Source organism: Paraburkholderia susongensis (genome assembly GCF_900177725.1).
Taxonomy (GTDB): Bacteria; Pseudomonadota; Gammaproteobacteria; order Burkholderiales; family Burkholderiaceae; genus Paraburkholderia; species Paraburkholderia susongensis.
Genome location: NZ_FXAT01000005.1, coordinates 41,109 through 60,876, shown reverse-complemented (window position 1 = coordinate 60,876; position 19,768 = coordinate 41,109). Strand labels below are relative to the sequence as shown.

The 19,768-nt window shown below is 63.4% G+C and carries 15 protein-coding genes; 11 read left to right on the top strand and 4 right to left on the bottom strand.

Annotation, left to right across the window (positions count from 1 at the left end; genetic code table 11):
* Positions 1-91: 91 nt before the first annotated feature.
* From B9Z01_RS16540 to B9Z01_RS16490, 11 genes are all read left to right on the top strand, one after another.
* Positions 92-1,831, top strand: a complete 1,740-nt coding sequence (locus tag B9Z01_RS16540) for an IlvD/Edd family dehydratase (RefSeq protein WP_085484911.1) — start codon at positions 92-94, stop codon at positions 1,829-1,831.
* Between the two features lie 53 nt (positions 1,832-1,884).
* Positions 1,885-2,628 (top strand): GntR family transcriptional regulator, encoded by a 744-nt coding sequence (locus B9Z01_RS16535; protein ID WP_085484909.1) that lies wholly within the window; start codon positions 1,885-1,887, stop codon positions 2,626-2,628.
* A gap of 33 nt (positions 2,629-2,661) precedes the next feature.
* Positions 2,662-3,468, top strand: a complete 807-nt coding sequence (locus B9Z01_RS16530; protein WP_085484907.1) for an NAD-dependent epimerase/dehydratase family protein — start codon at positions 2,662-2,664, stop codon at positions 3,466-3,468.
* Between the two features lie 429 nt (positions 3,469-3,897).
* A complete protein-coding gene (locus B9Z01_RS16525) occupies positions 3,898-4,773 on the top strand; it encodes an FAD binding domain-containing protein (protein ID WP_085484905.1) in 876 nt (291 codons plus the stop codon).
* Between the two features lie 3 nt (positions 4,774-4,776).
* Entirely contained in the window at positions 4,777-5,265 is a 489-nt protein-coding gene (locus B9Z01_RS16520) for a (2Fe-2S)-binding protein (protein WP_085484903.1), read from the top strand.
* On the top strand, positions 5,258-7,612 hold the full coding sequence (locus B9Z01_RS16515; RefSeq protein ID WP_085484901.1) for a xanthine dehydrogenase family protein molybdopterin-binding subunit: 2,355 nt from the start codon (positions 5,258-5,260) through the stop codon (positions 7,610-7,612). The genes B9Z01_RS16520 and B9Z01_RS16515 overlap by 8 nt, the downstream gene beginning before the upstream one ends.
* Before the next feature lie 15 nt (positions 7,613-7,627).
* Entirely contained in the window at positions 7,628-8,509 is an 882-nt protein-coding gene (locus tag B9Z01_RS16510; RefSeq protein ID WP_085484899.1) for an NAD(P)-dependent oxidoreductase, read from the top strand.
* Positions 8,510-8,518: 9 nt separating this feature from the next.
* A complete protein-coding gene (locus B9Z01_RS16505) occupies positions 8,519-9,184 on the top strand; it encodes an SRPBCC family protein (RefSeq protein ID WP_085484897.1) in 666 nt (221 codons plus the stop codon).
* A 49-nt stretch (positions 9,185-9,233) separates the two neighbouring features.
* On the top strand, positions 9,234-9,545 hold the full coding sequence (locus tag B9Z01_RS16500; RefSeq protein WP_085484895.1) for an NIPSNAP family protein: 312 nt from the start codon (positions 9,234-9,236) through the stop codon (positions 9,543-9,545).
* Positions 9,546-9,617: 72 nt separating this feature from the next.
* Positions 9,618-10,772: an alcohol dehydrogenase gene (gene yqhD, locus B9Z01_RS16495; protein WP_085484893.1), complete on the top strand. Its 1,155-nt coding sequence runs from the start codon at positions 9,618-9,620 to the stop codon at positions 10,770-10,772.
* Between the two features lie 39 nt (positions 10,773-10,811).
* Entirely contained in the window at positions 10,812-11,714 is a 903-nt protein-coding gene (locus B9Z01_RS16490) for an NAD(P)-dependent oxidoreductase (RefSeq protein ID WP_085484891.1), read from the top strand.
* A gap of 115 nt (positions 11,715-11,829) precedes the next feature.
* On the opposite strand, the gene B9Z01_RS16485 is transcribed toward B9Z01_RS16490, so the two are convergent.
* The 4 genes from B9Z01_RS16485 to B9Z01_RS16465 all read right to left on the bottom strand — a co-directional run bounded on the left by B9Z01_RS16485 (position 11,830) and on the right by B9Z01_RS16465 (position 19,732).
* Positions 11,830-13,290 carry an efflux transporter outer membrane subunit gene (locus B9Z01_RS16485; protein WP_085484889.1) on the bottom strand — a complete coding sequence of 487 codons (1,461 nt, stop codon included), beginning with the start codon at positions 13,288-13,290 and terminating at the stop codon, positions 11,830-11,832.
* Positions 13,283-14,470 carry an efflux RND transporter periplasmic adaptor subunit gene (locus B9Z01_RS16480; protein ID WP_085484887.1) on the bottom strand — a complete coding sequence of 396 codons (1,188 nt, stop codon included), beginning with the start codon at positions 14,468-14,470 and terminating at the stop codon, positions 13,283-13,285. Before B9Z01_RS16480 ends, B9Z01_RS16485 begins: the two co-directional genes overlap by 8 nt.
* Positions 14,460-17,651 carry an efflux RND transporter permease subunit gene (locus tag B9Z01_RS16475; RefSeq protein ID WP_085484885.1) on the bottom strand — a complete coding sequence of 1,064 codons (3,192 nt, stop codon included), beginning with the start codon at positions 17,649-17,651 and terminating at the stop codon, positions 14,460-14,462. Before B9Z01_RS16475 ends, B9Z01_RS16480 begins: the two co-directional genes overlap by 11 nt.
* Positions 17,652-18,778: 1,127 nt before the next feature.
* Positions 18,779-19,732 carry an oxidoreductase gene (locus tag B9Z01_RS16465; RefSeq protein ID WP_085484881.1) on the bottom strand — a complete coding sequence of 318 codons (954 nt, stop codon included), beginning with the start codon at positions 19,730-19,732 and terminating at the stop codon, positions 18,779-18,781.
* Between the last annotated feature and the right edge of the window lie 36 nt (positions 19,733-19,768).

Genomic DNA, 19,768 nt, shown 5'->3' with positions numbered 1-19,768 from the left:
CGAAAAAAGAACTGCTTGCGAACAGACTATAAATATCGGTAACATCATCGTCAAGATTATTGATAATCTCACCGAAAATCAAGGAACAGCAATGAGCGACAAGAAAAGCGGTTTGCGGCAGGGCCTGACGAACTATGGCGACGAGGGTTTTTCGCTGTTTCTGCGCAAGGCGTTCATCAAGGGCGCGGGCTACACCGACGACGCGCTGTCGCGTCCCATCGTGGCGATCGCGAACACGGGCAGTGCCTACAATCCGTGCCACGGCAACGCGCCGCAGTTGATCGAGGCGGTCAAACGCGGGGTGATGCTGGCTGGCGGGCTGCCGGTCGAATTCCCGACGATTTCGATTGCCGAGAGCTTTTCGCACCCGACCAGCATGTACCTGCGCAATCTGATGTCGATGGACACGGAGGAGATGATCCGGGCCCAGCCCATGGATGCGGTGGTGCTGATCGGCGGCTGCGACAAGACCGTCCCGGCCCAGTTGATGGGCGCGGCGGCGGCGGGCGTGCCGGCCATTCAACTGGTGACGGGCGCGATGCTCACGGGCTCGCATCGCGGTGAACGGGTGGGAGCCTGTACGGACTGCCGTCGTTTCTGGGCGAGCTTTCGCGGTGACCAGATCGACGCGGCCGAGATCGAAGCGGTCAACAATCAGCTCGTCGCAACGGTCGGAACCTGCTCGGTGATGGGAACCGCAAGCACGATGGCGTGCATCGCGGAAGCCTTGGGCATCATGCTGCCGGGCGGTGCGTCGGCGCCTGCCGTCACCGCCGATCGCATCCGCATCGCGGAGCGCACCGGCGCGCAGGCCGTGGCGATGATCGGCCAGGACCTCGGTCCGGCGAAAATTCTCACGCCCAACGCATTCGAAAACGCGCTGCGGGTGCTGCTCGCCATCGGCGGCTCGACCAACGGCATCATTCACCTGACGGCCATCGCGGGCCGGCTCGGGATTCGCATCGACCTGCAGCAGCTCGACCGGATGGCGCGTGAAACACCGGTGCTGGTCGACTTGAAGCCGTCGGGACAGCACTACATGGAAGACCTGCATCGCGCCGGCGGTTTGACCACGGTCATGCGCGAGATCAAAGGGCTGCTGCATCTCGACGCGCTCACTGTCACCGGTCGTACGCTCGGCGAGGAGCTGGATGCCGCGCCCCCGGGCTTCGCGCAGGAAGTGGTTCGTCCGCTTGACCGCCCGATCTTTCCGCAAGGCGGTATCGCGGTGCTGCGGGGCAATCTCGCGCCGGGCGGCGCGATCATCAAGCAGTCAGCGGCAAGCGCCAGCCTGATGGAGCACGAGGGCCGCGCTGTCGTGTTCGAGGACGCGGAGGATCTGGCTCGCCGTATCGATGATCCGGAACTGGACGTGGAAGCGCACGACGTGCTCGTGCTCAAGCGGATCGGTCCGGTCGGCGCACCCGGCATGCCGGAGGCGGGCTACATTCCGATCCCGCGCAAGCTTGGCCGCCAGGGTGTCAAGGACATGGTGCGCATTTCGGACGGCCGCATGAGCGGCACGGCGTCCGGAACGGTGGTCCTGCACGTCACGCCGGAGGCGGCGATCGGCGGTCCCCTCGCGGTCGTGCAAACCGGCGACCGGATTCGCCTGAGCGTGGCGAAGCGAACCATCGAGCTGGTCCTCGGCGACGAGGAAATCGCCGCTCGCCTCGCGGCCTTGCCGGCGCGCCAGCCCGATCCCGAGCAGCGCGGCTACCGCAAGCTGTTCCTGACGACGATCACGCAGGCCGACGAGGGCTGCGACTTTGACTTCCTGCAGGCGGCCAGGATGACCGCGACCGTTCCCGGCGATGGAAACAAGGGTTGAAGGCCGCATTTTCGTATAGGCTCGCGGCTTAGATTATTTTGGGTACTTTTTTCATGAGCAACGCTGCCAAGCCCCAACGCTCCGATGCGCCTGCCGCGAAGCCGGCGGAACGCGATCGCAATATCGACGAGACGCTGCGCGGCGTCGCGGACGCGCTCGAGGAAGAGATCGTCCTCGGCGTTCTGCATCCTCGCGAACGGCTCGTGGAAGACGATCTGTGCGAGCGCTTCAATCTGAAGCGCCACGTCGCCCGGCTGGTGCTGGCGGAGCTGGAGCGGCGCGGCCTGGCCGAGCGCCGCAAGAACGTGGGCGCGCTGGTCAAGTCGTTCACGGCGCGCGAGGTCACCGAGCTGTATGCGCTACGCGAGTTGCTGGAAGCCGACGCGGCGAGGCGCATCGTTTTTCCGGTCAGCCGCGAGGCGCTCGACGCCTTGACGGCAATTCAGGCGGAGCATGACGCAGCCGCTATCGCCGGCGATCTTCGGCGCGTGTTCCGCGCGAACATGGCTTTTCACCATGCGTTTTTTGCGTTGTCGGAAAGTCAGGTTCTAACCGAGGCGATTCGCGAGTATGAGCGCCGCACGCATGCGATCCGTTCGGTATCGATCGTGTTTCCGCAGTATCTGGAGAAGGCTCGCGCCGACCACCACCAGATGATCGAGGCGCTGCGCACGGGCGACCGGGACTCGTTGATCAAACTGTGCCGTGAGCACCTGGTGCCTGCGCGCGATGCCTATCTTGAAGCGTACCACCGGCGCTCGGCCGCGTACGCCGAACGCAAAGGTGCAACCGATTAACCGCATTTACCTGAATCACAGAAAGAGGCATTGATGACTCGAGTACTGATCACCGGCGCGGCCGGTCATATTGGACGTGTGCTGCGCGCCGGTTTCCAGGGCCACTATGATCTGCGTCTCGCGGACATCGCGCCGCAGGCGCAAGCGCAGGCCGGCGAGGAAATCGTGACCGCGGACATCACGCGGCTCGAGGAGCTTCTGCCGATCATGGAAGGTGTCGACGTCGTCGTGCATCTCGCCGGCGTTCCTGACGAGGATCGCTGGGAGCGCATCCGCGATATGAACATCGAGGGTTGCTACAACGTGTTCGAAGCGGCGCGGCAAGCAGGCGTCAAGCGCGTGGTGTTCGCGAGTTCGAACCATGCGGTGGGTTTTCATCGTCGCGACCGGATGCTCGACAACACCGTCGCGCCGCGTCCTGATAGCCGCTATGGCATCTCGAAGGTGTTCGGCGAGGCGCTTGGCCGGATGTACGCGGACAAGCACGGCATGTCGGTGGCGTGCATCCGGATCGGCTCGTTCCGCCCGGACAACCGGCCGACCGTACCGCGCCACCTCTTCACCTGGATCAGCCATCGCGACATGGTGCAGGTGGCGCGCCGCTGTATCGACTATCCGGAGCTCCACTTCGCGCTCGTGTATGGCGTATCCAATAACGCGCGCAATCGCTGGGACAACGCCAACGTGCGCTATCTCGGCTACGAGCCGCAAGACGATGCCGAACTGTACGCGGCGCAGATCGCGAGCACGGCTAAGGCGGAGGATGCGCGCGAGGCGCTGTTTCACGGCGGCTTCGGCTGCCTGGTCGAATTCGACGGCGATCCGCCGCGGATCGATTGAGTGAGAAGACACCGCTTCAACCCGAAACCACGACGATCGGGTGGCGGGCGGGCGATTCGATGCCCCGCGACGGTGCGCAATGCTCCGCGACGTAGCTCGCCGGCTCCAATAGAAAATAATTAATTCGTCGATTGACGATTTAACTTCTTCGGTAAAGTCACCGGGTCAACCCGCTTAGACCGTGACATTTCCCCATAAAAAACAAAAAGTTACCTGGTGGATGCCTGCTGCTTCTACAAGCTGACTGTCATCCATGATTCACATGTCGTCAATTGACGAGTTAAATTTTTGGAGCTATCTTCGCTTCTCGACAGTGGGTCGAATCAGCGGAACGCGACGCGTTCGTTCAACGCGTGGCTCCGTCGATCAACCGCCGCCGTCCACACCTTTTCACCGGGCGAGCGGCGTGAACCTGAAGGCGCAGAGCACATGAAACCCGCGGCATTTTCATATCACCGTCCTCGCACGCTCGAAGATGCGCTGTCGCTACTCGCGCAGCACGGCTTCGACGCCAAGGTCATCGCGGGAGGGCAAAGCCTCGCGCCGATGATGAACATGCGCTTTGCGCAGCCGGCGCATCTGATCGACCTCAACGCATTGCCGCAACTCAGCGAGGTGACGCTGGCGGGTGAGTTGCTTTCCATTGGCGCGATGACGCGCCATCACGAGGTAGCCACGAGCGGCACAGTACGCGCCGCTTGCCCGCTGCTCGCGGAAGCGGCCGCGACCATCGGCCACTACGCGATTCGCCAGCGCGGCACGCTGGGTGGCAGCCTCGCGCACGCGGACCCTGCGGCGCAGATGCCGCTCATCGCAAGCACGCTGGGCGCGAGTATCGATATCGTCGGACCGGCCGGCAGCCGTCAGGTGCCGGCCGCGGAGTTCCTGATTTCGGTGATGACAACCGATCTCGCAGCTGAAGAAATCATTCGAACCGTGCATTTCCCGGTCGCACGTCCGGGCGAGCGGCACGCATTCGAAATCTTCAGCAGGCGGCACGGCGACTTCGCGATTGCGGCTTGTGCACTCACCGCCATGCTTCGTGGCAATCGGTTCTCGAGCCTGCGCATCGGCCTCGGCGGCGTGGCGGACGCGCCGCTCGTGCTGGACGAACTCGCCGCGGGCTTCATGGGCGCTCCCGCCGATGCGCCAACGCTAGCTGCTATCGCCGACGCGGTGGCAGGCGCGATCGATCCGTACGATCAACCGGACATCAGCGCCGCTTACCGGCGCGATCTCGTCAAGGCACTCACGGCGCGCGCGTTGCGACGCGCGACGCAATCGGTCAACACGAGCTCGAATTGAGTCATGGAAAAAAGCACGATTTATCTCAATGTGAACGGCACGCGTCATGAAGTGCATTGCGAGCCTCGCAAGCTGCTTTCCGATGCGCTTCGTGAAGATTGCCGTCTGACTGGCACGCACGTGGGCTGCGAGCATGGCGTATGTGGCGCATGCACGGTGCTGATCGACAACCGTCCCGCGCGTTCGTGCCTCGCATACGCGGTTCAGATGGATGAAGCGCGGATCACCACGATCGAAGCTGTCGCCGAGGAGGGTCGACTTTCTCCGTTGCAGCAGGCGCTGCATGAATGCCACGGCCTGCAGTGCGGTTTTTGCACGCCGGGCATCGTGATGACCTTCGAGGCTTATTTGCGCGAGCATCCGAGCCCTTCCGAGGCCGAGGTGCGCGAGGCACTTTCCGGCAACCTGTGCCGCTGCACGGGCTACCAGAACATCGTGCGGGCGATCCTGCGCGCGGCCGCGCGGATGCGGGGGGGAAGCGCCGATGTCTGAGCCGACGTTTCGCTATCTCAACAAGGCCGTGCCGCGCACGGAAGACTATCGACTGCTGACGGGCTATGGCCGTTATCTCGACGATATCGAAATCGCGGGCGCGCTGCACGTGAGCTTCGTGCGCTCGCCGCATGCGCATGCGCGGATCGTTTCAGTGGACACCACGACGGCTGCCGGCATGCCTGGTGTCGTGACCGTCGTCACCGGCAGGGAACTCGCGCAGTGGACCACGCCGATCCGTGTGGCCGCGCCGGTCGAGGGCTTGTTGCCGGTCGAGTTCACGACGATGCCGACCGAGGTCGTACGCTTTCAGGGTGACCTGGTCGCATGTGTGGTGGCAACTGACCGGTATCTCGCCGAAGACGCGGCGGAGCAGGTGATGGTCGAGTTCGAGCCCTTGCCTGTGGTGACCGACATGTGGCAGGCGCTCGAAGCCGGTGCCGCGCAAGTCGACCCGGGGGTGCCCGGCAACCTCGTATCGCACCAGACATACTCGAACGGCGACCCGCAGGGCGTGAGCGAGCACGCTCATCGCGTGATCGAAGCGACTTTCCGGCAGCAGCGGCAGACCCATGTGCCAATCGAAACGCGCGGCTGCGCGGCGGTGTGGGACGCCGGGCGCGAGCACCTGACGTTCCACATCGGAACCCAGGTGCCGCATCCTCTGCGCACGCAGCTGGCGCAACGGCTCGGACTCAGCGAATCGCAGGTGACGGTGATTTCACCCGACGTCGGCGGAGCGTTCGGTCAGAAAATCGCCTTGTACCGCGAAGAGCTGAGCGTTGCCGCACTTGCGCGGCATCTGAAGCGGCCGGTGCGCTGGCGCGAAGACCGTCTCGAGAATCTGACCGCGGCGGCCAATTCGCGTGAAGACTTCTGCCGCACGCGCGCCGCGGTTGACGAGCACGGCACGCTGCTCGCGCTCGATCTGGAGATCCGCGAAGACTTCGGCGCGTATTGCTTCTTTCCGGCGAACTACCTCGCGCGCGTCGTCGCGATGGTGTTGAGCGGACCGTACCGGTTGCAGCACTACGCGTTCGACGTGAAGGTCGTGCTCAGTCACAAATGTGGCAACGCACCGATGCGCGCGCCGATGTCCATCACCAGCTGGGTCATGGAAGGAACGATCGAAGCGATCGCGCGCGAGCTGAAGCTGGATCCGGTCGAAGTGCGGCGCCGCAATCTGTTGATGCCGGAGGAACTGCCGTACCGCACTGCTACCGGCGAATTGCTGGCCGACATCACGCCGTCGCAGACCTTCGAAGCGGTGCTGAACGCCTTCGATTACGACGCGTTCCGCTTGCGCCAGCAGGCGGCGAGGGCGAGCGGGCGCTATCTAGGGCTGGGCCTGTGCAACGTGGTCGAGCCGACGACATACGGTTCGCGCTTTTATAAATCGGCCGGCATTCCGGGCTCGGGACACGAGGCAAGCTGGATCCGTATCGAGCCGAGTGGTGTCGTGAACGCGTCGGTGGGTCTCGGCCCGAGCGGGCAGGGCTATGAAAGCGCGATGGCCAATGCGGTGGCCGAAGGGCTGGGTGTGGATCCGTCGAGCGTGCACATTCATCTGGGCCACACCGATATCGCGCCCTACGGCATGGGCAGCCGCGGCGCCCGCAGCGGCACGGCGGGTGGCGGCGCGCTTTATCTGTGCGCGCTCGATGCGCGCCGCAAGGTGCTCGCCATCGCCGCCGGTTGTCTCGAACTGCCCGATGGCGACTCCCTTCGCCTCGTCGACGCGCGCATCGAACGCCGCAGCGGCGACGCGTGGATCGACGCTGGTCTGACGCTCGCCGACGTGGCCCGGCGCGCTTATATGGACCCCACGTCGCTGCCACCGGGTCTCACGCCCGGCCTCGAATTTCACCTGGCCTACGATCCGCCGCCGATGACCTACTCGAATTCGACGCATGGCTGCGAGATCGAGCTGGACGTGGCCACCGGCGCGATCCATGTCGTGCGCTACGTGATCGCCGAAGACTGCGGCACGCTGCTCAATCCCACCGTGGTGACGGGGCAGCAGCACGGCGCGGTGGCGATGGGCCTGTCCGGCGCGCTGTTCGAGCACACGCGCTATGACGAGACGGGACAGAACGTGACCGGCTCGCTAGCCGACTACCTGATTGCCACGTCGACCGAATTACCCAACTTCGAAATCATCCCTTTGCACACGCCTAGCCGCGCGACGGCAGCGGGCATCAAGGGGATGGCCGAAGGCGGCGTGATGGGCGCGCTCGGTGCGTTGACCAACGCAGTGAACGATGCGCTGGCGCCGTTCGGCGTGGTGGCGGATCGTCACCCCCTGACTCCCATGCTGTTGCGCGATCTGCTGCGCGACAAACTCTGACCGGATCAAACACTCATGAATCAATCTGCAAGCAAACCCGCCGTCGGCTTTATCGGCCTCGGCATCATGGGCGCCTCGATGGCGGCACGCCTCGCCGCGGCGGGCTATCCGTTGCACGTCTATAACCGTACGCGTGCGAAGGCCGAGCCGCTGATCGAAGCGGGCGCATGCTGGCACGCCACGCCGAAGGCGCTCGCCGAAGCAGCCGATGTGGTCATCACGATCGTCGGCATGCCCGACGACGTGCGCGCGCTGTATCTCGGCGACGACGGTCTGATCGCGAACGCGCGGCGCGATGCCGTGTTGATCGATATGACGACTTCGAGTCCGCAACTGGCCGAAGAGCTGGCCGCGCACGCCGCGGCGCGCGGCGTTCACATGCTCGACGCGCCGGTATCGGGCGGCGATGTCGGCGCCCGCGAAGGACGGCTGTCCATCATGGTGGGCGGGGCGGGCGACATACTCGCGCGCGTCGAACCGATGCTGCGCTGCCTCGGCACGAACATCGTGCTGCAAGGCGGACCGGGTGCGGGTCAGCACACCAAGCTGTGCAATCAGATCGTGATCGCATCGACGATGCTGGGTGTCTGCGAAGGGCTGGCCTATGCGCACAGCGCCGGACTCGATCCGCACACCGTGTTGAGCGCGATCGGTGGCGGTGCGGCTGGCGGTTTCCAGCTGAACAACCTGGGGCCGCGCATCGCGAAAGGCGATTTCGCGCCGGGCTTCTTTATCGAACATTTCATCAAGGACATGCGGATCGCGCATGAGGAAGCCGCTCACATGGGGCGTGAGCTGCCGGGTCTGGATCTGGTGCGCAGCCTGTATCAGAAGCTTGCCGAGCAAGGCTTCACGCGTAACGGCACTCAGGCGCTCTTCAAACTTTACGAACGCTGAGGAGCGGCGATGAATCTGGCTGGTCACTTCATTCTCCCCGCGCGACCCGAGACCGTGTGGCGTGCGCTGAACGATCCTGCCGTGCTCGAAGCGTGCCTGCCCGGGTGTCGATCGCTCGCGATGCTGGACGAGCGGCACTTCGAGTCGACCGTGCAGATTCGCGTCGGTCCGGTGGCGGCCACTTTCAAAAGCAATGTGGAGCTGTCGGATCTCGATCCACCCAGGGCGTACACGATTGTCGGCTCGGGCAATGCGGGCGCGGTCGGCTTTGCGAAGGTCAGCGCGCGTGTGCAACTCGAACCGCAAGCCGGGACGACCGTGCTCGCTTACGACGCCGATGTCGAAATCGGCGGAAAGCTGATGAGCGTGGGGTCCCGCCTGATTCAGTCGGCGGCGGGCAAGAACCTCGACGCCTTCTTCGGCGCGCTGAAGGCGCACATCGAACAGGAGGCAGCGCCCGCGGACTCCGTGCGGGACCTGAAGCCGGTGCCGCAAGCATCGCCGGACGATGCGCCACTGACGGGCGGCGCGCAAGGTCAGCCGCAGGATGCGGCGAAGCCGTCCACCGTCATGCCGGTATCTCGCCCGATACCCGGAGTGCAGGTCTGGATGGCCGCTGCGGGTTCGGGGCTGGTCGGTTTGCTGGTTGGATTTGTGCTGGGGCACGCAGGCTGACTATCCGCGTTTGCTTCATTGAGTTTTGGGATTGCGACAGGAGGCAATCATGCTAGTGGAAATGCGTACATACCAGATCACGGCAGGGAAGGTGGGCGAGTTCCTGCAAATCTACGAGCGCGAGGGGCTGGAGATCATCAGCCAGTACGCAAGGCTCAAGGGCTGCTGGACCAAGGACTCGGGTACGTTGAATTCGATCGTGTTTTGCTGGGGCTATGACGATTACGCTCATCGCGCCGCGCAGCGCGCAAAGCTGGCCGCCGATCCGCGTTGGCAGGCTTTCACGCCGCGCATCCTGCCCTATCTGGTGCATCAGGAATCGGTGTTCCTCGCGCCCGTGCCGTTTTGCCCCGACGACTGACGCTGCGCGTGAATCTCGCCGCTGTTCTGTGCGACAGCGAGGTCTGTAGTCAATTCAAGGAGTAGAGCTTCAATGCAGAACTTTACGTTTCATAACCCCACACGAATTATTTTCGGCGAAGGCCAGATTGCCGCACTCGATGCCCACGTTCCACCCAATGCGCGGGTGCTGATTACGAGCGGCGGCGGCAGCATCAGGAACAACGGCGTGCTCGCGCAAGTGCAGGCGGCGCTTGGCGAGCGCGCGTGGCACGTGTTCGGCAGCATCGAGCCGAATCCCACTTACGAAACGCTGATGGAAGCGGTTGCGCTCGCGCGTCAGAAGAACGTCGACTTTCTGCTGGCGGTGGGCGGCGGTTCGGTGATCGACGGGACGAAATTCATCGCGGCCGCGCTGAAGTTCGACGGCGAGCCGTGGGACATACTCGCCAAACAGTCTCCGGTGCGCGACGCGGTGCCCTTCGGCAGCGTGCTGACCCTGCCCGCGACCGGTTCGGAAATGAACAATGGCAGCGTCATCAGCCATCGCGCGAAAGGCGACAAGCTGTTTTTCACGAGCGATGCGACCTATCCGCTCTTCTCGGTGCTCGATCCGACGACGACTTATTCGTTGCCGCCGCGGCAGATCGCCAACGGTGTCGTCGATGCATTCGTTCATATCGTCGAGCAGTACCTGACCTATCCGGTCGATGCCAAGGTACAGGACCGTTTTGCCGAAGGCCTGCTGGTCACACTGACCGAAGTCGGCCCGCAAGCGCTTGCCGAGCCGCACAACTACGCGGCGCGCGCCAACCTGATGTGGACCGCGACGCTGGCGCTGAACGGCCTGATCGGCGCCGGCGTGCCGCAGGACTGGGCGACCCACATGCTCGGCCACGAGATCACGGCACTGCATGGACTCGATCACGCACAGACGCTCGCGATCGTGCTGCCGGCCATGCTCAGCGTGCGGCATGAATCGAAGCGCGCGAAGTTGCTGCAGTACGCCGAACGCGTGTGGAACATCACCGAGGGCAGCGAGGACGAACGTATCAGCGCCGCGATCGAGGCGACCCGCGGGTTCTTCGAACGCATGTCGGTGGGAACCCGCTTGCGCGACTACCGGATTGACGAACACTCGATCGGCAAGCTGGTCGCGAAGCTCGAGGAGCACGGGATGACGCAGTTGGGCGAACACGGCGACGTGACGCTCGAAGTGAGCCGTCAGGTCTATCAATTGGCTGTCTGACCAGCCCGCGTTCGTTCGGCGGGTCATAGGAGTGTGATGATGAAAATTGGCTTTGTAGGACTGGGCTCGATGGGCGCCGCGATCGCGAAGAACCTCATCGACGCCGGACATGACGTGCAGGTTTTCAACCGGAGTCCGGCACGCGCCGAACCGTTGCGCAAGGCGGGCGCGAGCGTCGCGCCGAGTCCCGCGCAGGCGGCGCTCGGCGCCGACGTGGTATTCACGATGGTGGCCGACGATGCCGCCCACGTGGCGGTCACGTTCGGCGAGCAGGGCATCGCCACCACGCTGAAACCGGGTGCGCTGCATATCTCGATGAGCACCATCAGTGTCGCCACCGCGCAGGATCACGCGGCGAAGTATCGTGAGGCGGGTCTTGGTTTCGTATCCGCACCGGTGTTCGGTCGGCCCGATGCCGCGGCGGCGCGCAAGCTGTTCATCATGGCGGCTGGAGCGCGCGAACACATCGAGGTTGCCGCGCCGCTTCTGGCAACGCTGGGGCAGTCGGTGGGCATTGTCGGCGAGGATCCTTCGCAGGCGAACCTGGTCAAGCTGATCGGCAATTTCATGCTGTCCGTGATCATCGAAACGCTGGGCGAAGCCTGTGCGGTAGCGGGCAAGGCTGGCATCGATCCGATGCGGCTGATCGAACTGTTGACGAGCGCGAACTTCAATGCGGCGCCGTACAAGATCTACGGTCCGCTGATCGCGTCGCAGCAATTCCAGCCGCCTGGTTTTTCATTGCCGCTCGGCCAGAAGGACAACCGCCTGATGCTGGCGGCGGCCGAGGCGCTCGGCGTTCCGCTGCCGCTGGCAAGTCTCGTGCACGACCGGTTTCTGACGTTGCGCTCGCAAGGGCTCGGCGCCGAGCATGACTGGTCGGCGATGGCGCTTTGCGCGCTCTCCGATGCAGGCATGACCCGCGCGCTTGACGGCAACTGAGCGCGGTAGGCGCGATGCCGCTCGTGATGAGCGGCATTCGCCTAAGCAAGCCCCTCCAGAAGCCCTGACCATTCCGATATCGCCGATCACTATTCGATACACGTTCAATATTCAATCAGCGCTGCGTTGCCGTGGCGACGAGCGCGGGGGCCGCAGCCACATGAGCGAGTTCATCGCTCGACCAGCCACCGCCGAGCGCGTGCAGGAGTTGCACATTCGCGCTTAGCTGGCGTGTCTGGATATCGAGCACGCTGCGCTGCGCATCGAGTGCGGCCGTCTGCGCCTGCACGACATCGAGGTAACCCACCACGCCCTGGCGATATTGCCGTAACGCGAGGTCGACCGAGTACTGGGCGGCATTGGCGGCATCCCTTTGCTCGCCCAGCGCAGTGCCGAGATACGCCAGCAGGGCGAGGTTGTCCTCGACCTGCTGGAATGCAGCCAGCACCACACTGCGGTAACGGTCTCCCGCTTCTTCGGTCGCGGCCCTGGCGGCATCCAGCTGTGCACGACGATACCCGCCGTCGAACACATACTGCACGAGCTGTGGCCCGACCGCCCAGAACAGATTGGGCGCGCTAACGAGGCCGGCGTAGGCCGCGCTTTGCACGCCACCCGCGAGGCTGAGCGTGATGTCCGGAAAGTAGGCTGCTCGCGCAACGCCGATTTTTGCGTTGGCCTCGGCCACCCGGCGTTCCGCTGCTGCGACGTCGGGGCGTCGTTGCAGCAGCGTGGAAGGCAGGCCGGTCGGAATCGACGGCAACGCGATCGCGGCGGTCTGGGACGGCAGACTGAATTCGGATGCGGAGGCTCCCGCGAGAACCGCGATCGCGTGTTCGAGCAGAGCCCGTTGCGCCAGGTTCTGCGACAGTTGCGACTTCGTCGAGGAGAGTTGGGTTTGCGCTCGGGAAACGTCGAGGCCCGACACGATCCCGCCGTTGTGCAAGGTTTGCGTGAGTTGCAGAGCCTTCGCATACGCGACGACAGTCTCGTTCAACAATTCGGTCTGCTGGTCGAGACCGCGCAAGCGGATGTAAGTATCCGCCAGTTCGACCTGCAGGCTCAGCCGGACCGAGGCCAGATCAGCCTGGGTCGCCTGCGCCTCGTCCTTGCCGGCCGCCACGGAGTCGCGCACGCGGCCCCACAGGTCGAGGTCGTAGTCGACTTCGGCGCCCAGCGTGATCGAGTTGTAATCGTTCGGGCCGCCCGCGCGCAACGGCCGGTTGTCGGACTGGCGCTCACGCAGCGGCGCGGCGCTCACGCTGACCGAGGGGTACAGTCCCGACTCGACCTGCGCCACGAAAGCCTGGGCCTGCTGATAGTGCGCGTACGCCGCTCGCAAGTCGGTGTTGTTGGCCAGCAGACGCGCTTCGAGATCATCGAGCTGTGCGTCGCCATACATCTTCCACCAGCCGTCGCGGTCAATGCGGTCGGCGGGCTGTGCCGTGGTCCACGGGCCAAACGTCCTGTATTGCGCGGCGATCGGCGTCGGCGGCACCCGATATTGCGGCGCGAGCGAGCAGGCGCAGAGCGCGGCGACGCTCGCGAGCAGCGCCGGAAGTCCATACTTAGCCATGTGCCACTGCCTTGCTGCTGGTCGACGTCGCGGTTTGCACGCTATCGCCGTCCGCGAGTCCATCGGGCGGTGTATCGATGACGCGATCGGTTGCGGCGAGCCCCGCGCCGATCTCGACCGAATCGCCCAGATCGCGGTTGATCTTCACCTGCTTGAACAGCACGTGACCGTTCGGGCCGAGCGTGGCGACCACGACGCCGCGGCTATCGAAGACGAGCGCGCTGGCCGGCACACGGACCGAATTGGCGGAGGCGGGCAGCGAGAACTTCAGGCTCGCGAAGCCGCCCGGCAGCAGCTTGCCGTCGGCGTTGTCGACCAGCAGTTGGACCAGCGTCGTTCCGGAACTCGAATTGACCGAGTCTGCCGCCGCTATCACGCGCGCGGTGAACTTCTGGTCGGGATACTCGGGAACGCTCAGGGTGGCGGTCGTGCCATCGTGTATCGCAGGCGCGTAGTTCTGCGGCACCTGGACATACACGCGTAACTGCTTGACGTCGGAGACCGCGAACAGCTCCTGTCCCGCTCCGCCGCTGCCGGCATTGACCAACGCGCCGACGTCGGTATCGCGGGCGGTCACCACGCCGTCGAATGGCGCGACGATGCGCGCGAAGGCCTTGGTGGCGACGAGGCGCTCGACGTTGGCCTTCGCGGCTGCGACGATCGCTTCCTTGGCGGCGTAGTCGGCGGTGCGTTGGTCGACATCCTGCTGGGCGACGGAATCCGTGCCGCTCAGCGCTTGCCAGCGCCTGGCCGTCGTACCCGCAACCAGAGCATTCGCCTGCGCGCTCTGGAGATCCGCGCGCGCTTGCAGCAGCTGCTGGTCGAGCTCGGGCGTTTCGATTTCAGCAAGCACCTGCCCCGCTTTGACCGGCGTACCGATATCGACACTCCATGATTTCAGATAGCCGCTGACCTGCGCGAAAATCGGCGCTCGCGTAAATGCTTCGAGACGGCCTGGCAATTGCAGCGTGGGCCCGTCGGCATCCCGCAAGGGCTGGATCACGTTGACGGTCGGTATGGCCTGTGCATCGGTCCAGCTTTTCAGCCTGCGTGCCTCCGCGGCTCGCGAGGTGATGCCGGCAACGACGATGCCTGCGACGAGCAGCAGGCCGACCACGCCTGCTAGCAGAAGCGGGCGGCGCGACGTTGTATGGGTGCGAAAGGTCGATTCAGATGACATGGGCGGGATCTTCCGAGACGGATGCCTGGGTAGCCGCGCGCCGGGGACGCGCGTGCACGATACAGAAAATGACAGGGACGAGGAATAGCGAGGCAGTCGTGGCAAACAGCAGTCCGCCGATCACGGCGCGGCCAAGCGGCGCGTTTTGCTCACCGCCTTCGCCGAGCGCGAGCGCCATCGGCATCATGCCGATGATCATGGACAGCGCGGTCATGAGTACCGGGCGAAAACGCGTGAAGCCTGCTTCGAGCGCGGCTTTGAACGGATCACCGTGGGCGGCGAGCCGTTCGCGGCAGAAGCTGACGACCAGGATCGAATTGGCGGTCGCCACCCCCATGCACATGATCGCGCCGGTCAGAGCGGGGACGGAGAGCGTCGTGTGGGTCGCGAACAGCATCCAGACGATACCGGCCAACGCGGCGGGCAACGCGGTCACGATCACGAACGGGTCCGCCCATGACTGGAAATTGACCACGATCAGCAGATAAATCAACACCACCGCGCCAAGCAGGCCGAACAACATGCCGGCAAAGGCGCTGTTCATCGTTTGCACCTGGCCGAGCAGCGCGACGGTAGAGCCCTTGGGCAAGGCGCTCGCGTTGTCGTGCACGATGCGCTGGATATCGGATGCCACCGCGCCGAGGTCGCGGCCCTGCGTGGTCGCGAAGATCTCGACCATGGGCTGGATGTTGTACTGGCTCACGACCTCGTTGCCGCTGGTGCGCTCGACTGTCGCCAAACCGCCGAGGACCTGGGACGTGCTCGCGCCGCTGGCCGTGATCGGCAGATTCTGCAAGGCGGCGAGCGAATCGAGGTTGTATTGCGGCGTTTGCATCACGATCGGATACGACACGCCGTTCGCGTTATTCAGCCAGAACGTGGGCGCGACCTGACTGGAGCCCGCGAGGTTCACCACCATGCTGTTCGTCACGTCGCGCTCGGTGATGCCGAGCAATTGCGCGCGCGTGCGGTCGACATCCACATTGAAGGTCGGGTTGCCGTGCGACTGCTCGATGCGCGCGTCGACCACGCCCGGCACGTCGCGAACCTCGCGCAGCAGGCGGTCCGCGTAGGCGTAATTGGCGTTCAGGTTGTTGCCGCGAATCTGCAGGTCGATCGGCGCCGGCGAGCCGAAGTTCAGGATCTGACTGATGATGTCCGCCGGCGGGAACGAGAACGTCACGCCCGGGAATTCGCGCGGCAATCTCTCGCGCATGACGCGAACATACTCGTCGGTTGGACGATGGCCATCATTCAGCGCAATCTGGATGTCGCCGTCCTGCGAGCCGACCGTACCGGTATTGTTGTACGCGGTATTGATGCCGCTGACGGGCAGACCCTCGTTGTCGACCACGGTGCCGAGATCCGCCGGCGGGATGATCTGGCGGATCGCGCCTTCGACATCCGCGAAAATCTGCGCAGTCTTTTCGACACGAACGCCGACCGGTGCGCGTACATGCATCAGGATCTGTCCGGAATCGACCGAAGGAAAGAAGTTGCGGCCGAGGAACGGCACCAGCGCGAAGGACAGCATGACAAAGCCGAGGAAGCCACTGACGAATCGTCGCCGGTGCGTCAGCGCCAGTTCGAGCAAGCCGCGGTAGGCGCTACGCACCTTCTCGAAGCGCGCTTCGAAGCCGCGCTGAAAACGCGCGAGCGGGCCGGGGCGCTTCGTCTGAACGGCGTGATCGTCGTGCACATGTTGCTTGAGCAGGTATTTCGCCATCGTCGGCACAAGGGTGCGCGACAGGATGAACGACGAGATCATCGCGAAGATCACCGCTTCAGCCATCGGTACGAACAGGAAGCGCGCGACGCCGTTCAGGAAGAACATCGGCACGAACACGATGCAGATACACAGCAGCGAGACGAAGGCCGGCGTGACAATCTGCGCGGCGCCGTCGAGAATCGCCGTCTCCACCTCCTTGCCATGCTCGAGGTGCCAGTTGATGTTCTCGATCGTCACCGTGGCATCGTCGACCAGAATCCCCACCGCTAGTGCGAGACCGCCGAGCGTCATGATGTTCAACGTCTCGCCGAGCGCGGAGAGTGTCGCGATGGAGCCGAGAATGGCGAGCGGGATCGAGGTCGCAATGATGATCGTCGAGCGCCAGCTGCCGAGAAACAGCAGGATCATCAGGCTCGTCAGCACGGCCGCGATCACGCCCTCGCGCGCGACGCCGGTGATCGCCGCGCGCACAAACAGCGACTGGTCGCCAATGGGTTTGATCTGCAGGTTGGCGGGCCACGACGCCTTTCCTTCGGCAAGCCGCTGCTTGATGCCGGAGATGATGCCGAGCGTCGAGACCGAACCGTTCTTGAGCACGGACATTAGTACCGAGCGCCGGCCGTCGACGTGCACGATATTGGTCTGCGGCGGGCTGCCGTCGCGCACGTTTGCAATGTCACGAATATAGACCGTGGTGCCATTGACCGCCTTGATGGGCAGATCGCCCAAGGCTTTGATCTGCGACGGCGCATTGTTCAGTTGCAACGTGTACTCGTAGTCGCCGATCTTTTCTGTGCCAACCGGCGTAATCAGGTTCTGACCGGCAAGTGCATTGGCTACGTCCTGCGCGGATAAGCCGCGCGCCTGTAGCGCCGCCGGGTCTATGTCGATCTGTACCTGACGTGTCTTGCCGCCGAACGGGTAGGGAATCGCCGCGCCGGCGACCGTTGTCAGAACGGGGCGCACCGCATTGAGGCCCAGGTCACCGAGATTCTGTTCGGAAAGACCTTTCCCAGACAGCGCCAGTTGGATGATCGGTACGGTCGACGCGTTGTAGTTCAGGATCAGAGGCGGCGTCGTACCCGCAGGCAATTGCCGCAATTGAGTTTGCGCGACCGAAGTGACCTGTGCGTTCGCCGTGCTGATATTCACCCCGGGCTGGAAGAATATCTTGATGATCCCGAAGCCGGCGACCGATTCGGCCTCGATATGCTCGACGTCGTTCACCGTGGTCGTCAACGTGCGTTCGAATGGCGAGGTAATGCGGCCGACCATCTGATCCGGCGGCAGACCCGTGTATTGCCACACGACGCTGATTACTGGAATCCTGATATCCGGAAAGATGTCGGTTGGCGTCCTCATCGCGGACAATGGGCCGATGATGAGAATGAAGATCGCGAGGACTACGAAAGTGTAGGGTCGCCGAAGGGCGATACGGACTAGGCCGAGCATGAGATATCTTTGGCTGGGGGTAAAACGTAAGAGTGTCCTGATTGAGACTAGTGCGGCATGCGATGAATCGCAGCCGCGTGCTCGCACCCAACACAAGCACAGGACGCGCGTGATGTGCCGCAACTCAAGCGCGAATGTACACAAAGCTCTGCACTTCTGCTGAAGGCCAAATGAAACGTCGGGCGCTCACGGATGTCGGGTGAGATCATTTCAAATTGCCCGCAGGTACCGTGAATCCCTTGTCGTTGCTGGGCAGCGCGGGTCTCGTAAAAGCGGGACACAGTCTCACTATCGTCACTTCCTGCACAGACCAGATCTTTAGCGTCTTTTTATTACCAATTGTTCAAGAGCCTCATGCGCGTGTCTGGCACAAGATCCGGAGTTTCATTCAATTATGATTATTTCCATTCTTGACGTTAATGATTAAAGTCACTGTCGTCTCGTATCGCGAATCGTTTCCGGATAACTGTCTCTTTGAACGATGCAATACGAGTCCGGTCGATTGGTTTCTGCGTGGAAACTATGAAACTGTCGAGTAACTGCTTGTGGTCGAATCGGACGGTGCCCATTGGCCGGCAAAAGCGCGGCCCGATCAGAACCCGCTCGATACTCGCCTCACATATCAAATCGGTAATCTTCTCGACGCTCGCCGGTAAGAACCATTCCCACAGAATCGCTTCATGGCGTCGCTCAGTGGACGCTGGTTCGAAGGAGATGGGAAGCACGATGATGATCTGTTCACGTTCCACCAGCATGCTGCGCGGCGGCTTGCATCCGCTTTCGGTTGCAGCGCTCGTCGGATTCGCGAGTATCTGTCACGCCCCATCCGCAATGAACACTATCCGACCGCGACCGCGAACACGATCGGGACTGCGATTGAGATGGCGGATCGTCCGCCTTTTAACTGTTGATACAACATGCGCTCATTCACATTAAAGATTCTTGTGGCAATGTTCTCCGCCGTTTCTCTTGCTGCTTGCGCGGACCAGGGCGGCATACCGACGGTGGCCGCCAACTCATCATCTGCTTCGAACGGGGAGGTGGATTACACCGGTCAGCCTTGCGCGAATCAATACCTGCACGTCAAATCGCCGCTGTGCGTATTTCCGCGTCCAGAGTAATGCCAATCACGACGGTCGAAAGCGTATTTGCGTGAGCTCTTCGCACACCTGCCACAATCGTCCGGCAGTTGCAGCGTCTTTTGCCTGAGTCGCGATGTTCGCCTCGCCGATCACGCTGCCGCGTGTCTCCAGAAGGCCCTGTGGACCGTAGTAGCCTCCGTCGCTGACGTTGGGCGAAGTCGCCGCGTAAAGAGTCGGCAGCGCGCCAGCGCGATCGGTGTTCAGCGCAGCGCCGATGAAATGGCCAAGGAGTCCCCGGATAGCTCCGGAAATCGCGGAGTGGTTTCCGCTTCGAAACAGATTCGTGTTTGCGACGCCAGGGTGAGCGGCGACCGACATGACACGGGAGCGGGCAGCGCGCAAACGCCGATCGAGTTCGATCGCGAACATCAGATCAGCAAGCTTGGACTGCCGGTAGGACCGCATCGGCGAATACGCCTTTTTCGCCTGGAGGTCGTTGAAATCAATCTGTCCTTGCTTGTGCGCGATGGAAGCGATCGTGACGATGCGTGGCCGGTCGGGCGATTCAGCTGCGGCTCGTTCGAGAGCGGGCATCAGCAGTGCAGTCAGTGCGAAATGACCGAGCACGTTGGTGCCAAACTGCAACTCGAAGCCGTCGGCAGTCTCGAGCCGTTCTGGCGGCGCCATGACGCCTGCGTTGTTGATCAGAATGTGAATGGGGCGTTGCGCGGCGAGCTCGCTCTGCGCGAACTGGCGTACGGCCGCGAGGGATGCGAGATCGAGAATCGCCAGTTCGGCACGAGCATCGGGCGCGCCGGCGTGCAGACGGGCTAAGGCCGCTTCTCCGCGTTGCCTGTCGCGACAGGCAAGCACGATTTGCGCGCCTTTGCGTGCGAGGGTCAGTGCGGCGTGATAGCCAATGCCGCTATTCGCTCCAGTGATGAGAACTCGCTTGCCGATCTGCGGCGGAATATCGCTTATGGTCCACGGGTTGCGCATAGTGCTCCTGCTGGTGGCGAAATGCGGCCTCCGCGC

Coding starts and splice junctions, on each gene's coding strand:
- B9Z01_RS16540 (WP_085484911.1), top strand. CDS start 92: ATGAGCGACAAGAAAAGCGGTTTGCGGCAGGGCCTGACGAACTATGGC.
- B9Z01_RS16535 (WP_085484909.1), top strand. CDS start 1,885: ATGAGCAACGCTGCCAAGCCCCAACGCTCCGATGCGCCTGCCGCGAAG.
- B9Z01_RS16530 (WP_085484907.1), top strand. CDS start 2,662: ATGACTCGAGTACTGATCACCGGCGCGGCCGGTCATATTGGACGTGTG.
- B9Z01_RS16525 (WP_085484905.1), top strand. CDS start 3,898: ATGAAACCCGCGGCATTTTCATATCACCGTCCTCGCACGCTCGAAGAT.
- B9Z01_RS16520 (WP_085484903.1), top strand. CDS start 4,777: ATGGAAAAAAGCACGATTTATCTCAATGTGAACGGCACGCGTCATGAA.
- B9Z01_RS16515 (WP_085484901.1), top strand. CDS start 5,258: ATGTCTGAGCCGACGTTTCGCTATCTCAACAAGGCCGTGCCGCGCACG.
- B9Z01_RS16510 (WP_085484899.1), top strand. CDS start 7,628: ATGAATCAATCTGCAAGCAAACCCGCCGTCGGCTTTATCGGCCTCGGC.
- B9Z01_RS16505 (WP_085484897.1), top strand. CDS start 8,519: ATGAATCTGGCTGGTCACTTCATTCTCCCCGCGCGACCCGAGACCGTG.
- B9Z01_RS16500 (WP_085484895.1), top strand. CDS start 9,234: ATGCTAGTGGAAATGCGTACATACCAGATCACGGCAGGGAAGGTGGGC.
- yqhD (WP_085484893.1), top strand. CDS start 9,618: ATGCAGAACTTTACGTTTCATAACCCCACACGAATTATTTTCGGCGAA.
- B9Z01_RS16490 (WP_085484891.1), top strand. CDS start 10,812: ATGAAAATTGGCTTTGTAGGACTGGGCTCGATGGGCGCCGCGATCGCG.
- B9Z01_RS16485 (WP_085484889.1), bottom strand. CDS start 13,290: ATGGCTAAGTATGGACTTCCGGCGCTGCTCGCGAGCGTCGCCGCGCTC.
- B9Z01_RS16480 (WP_085484887.1), bottom strand. CDS start 14,470: ATGTCATCTGAATCGACCTTTCGCACCCATACAACGTCGCGCCGCCCG.
- B9Z01_RS16475 (WP_085484885.1), bottom strand. CDS start 17,651: ATGCTCGGCCTAGTCCGTATCGCCCTTCGGCGACCCTACACTTTCGTA.
- B9Z01_RS16465 (WP_085484881.1), bottom strand. CDS start 19,732: ATGCGCAACCCGTGGACCATAAGCGATATTCCGCCGCAGATCGGCAAG.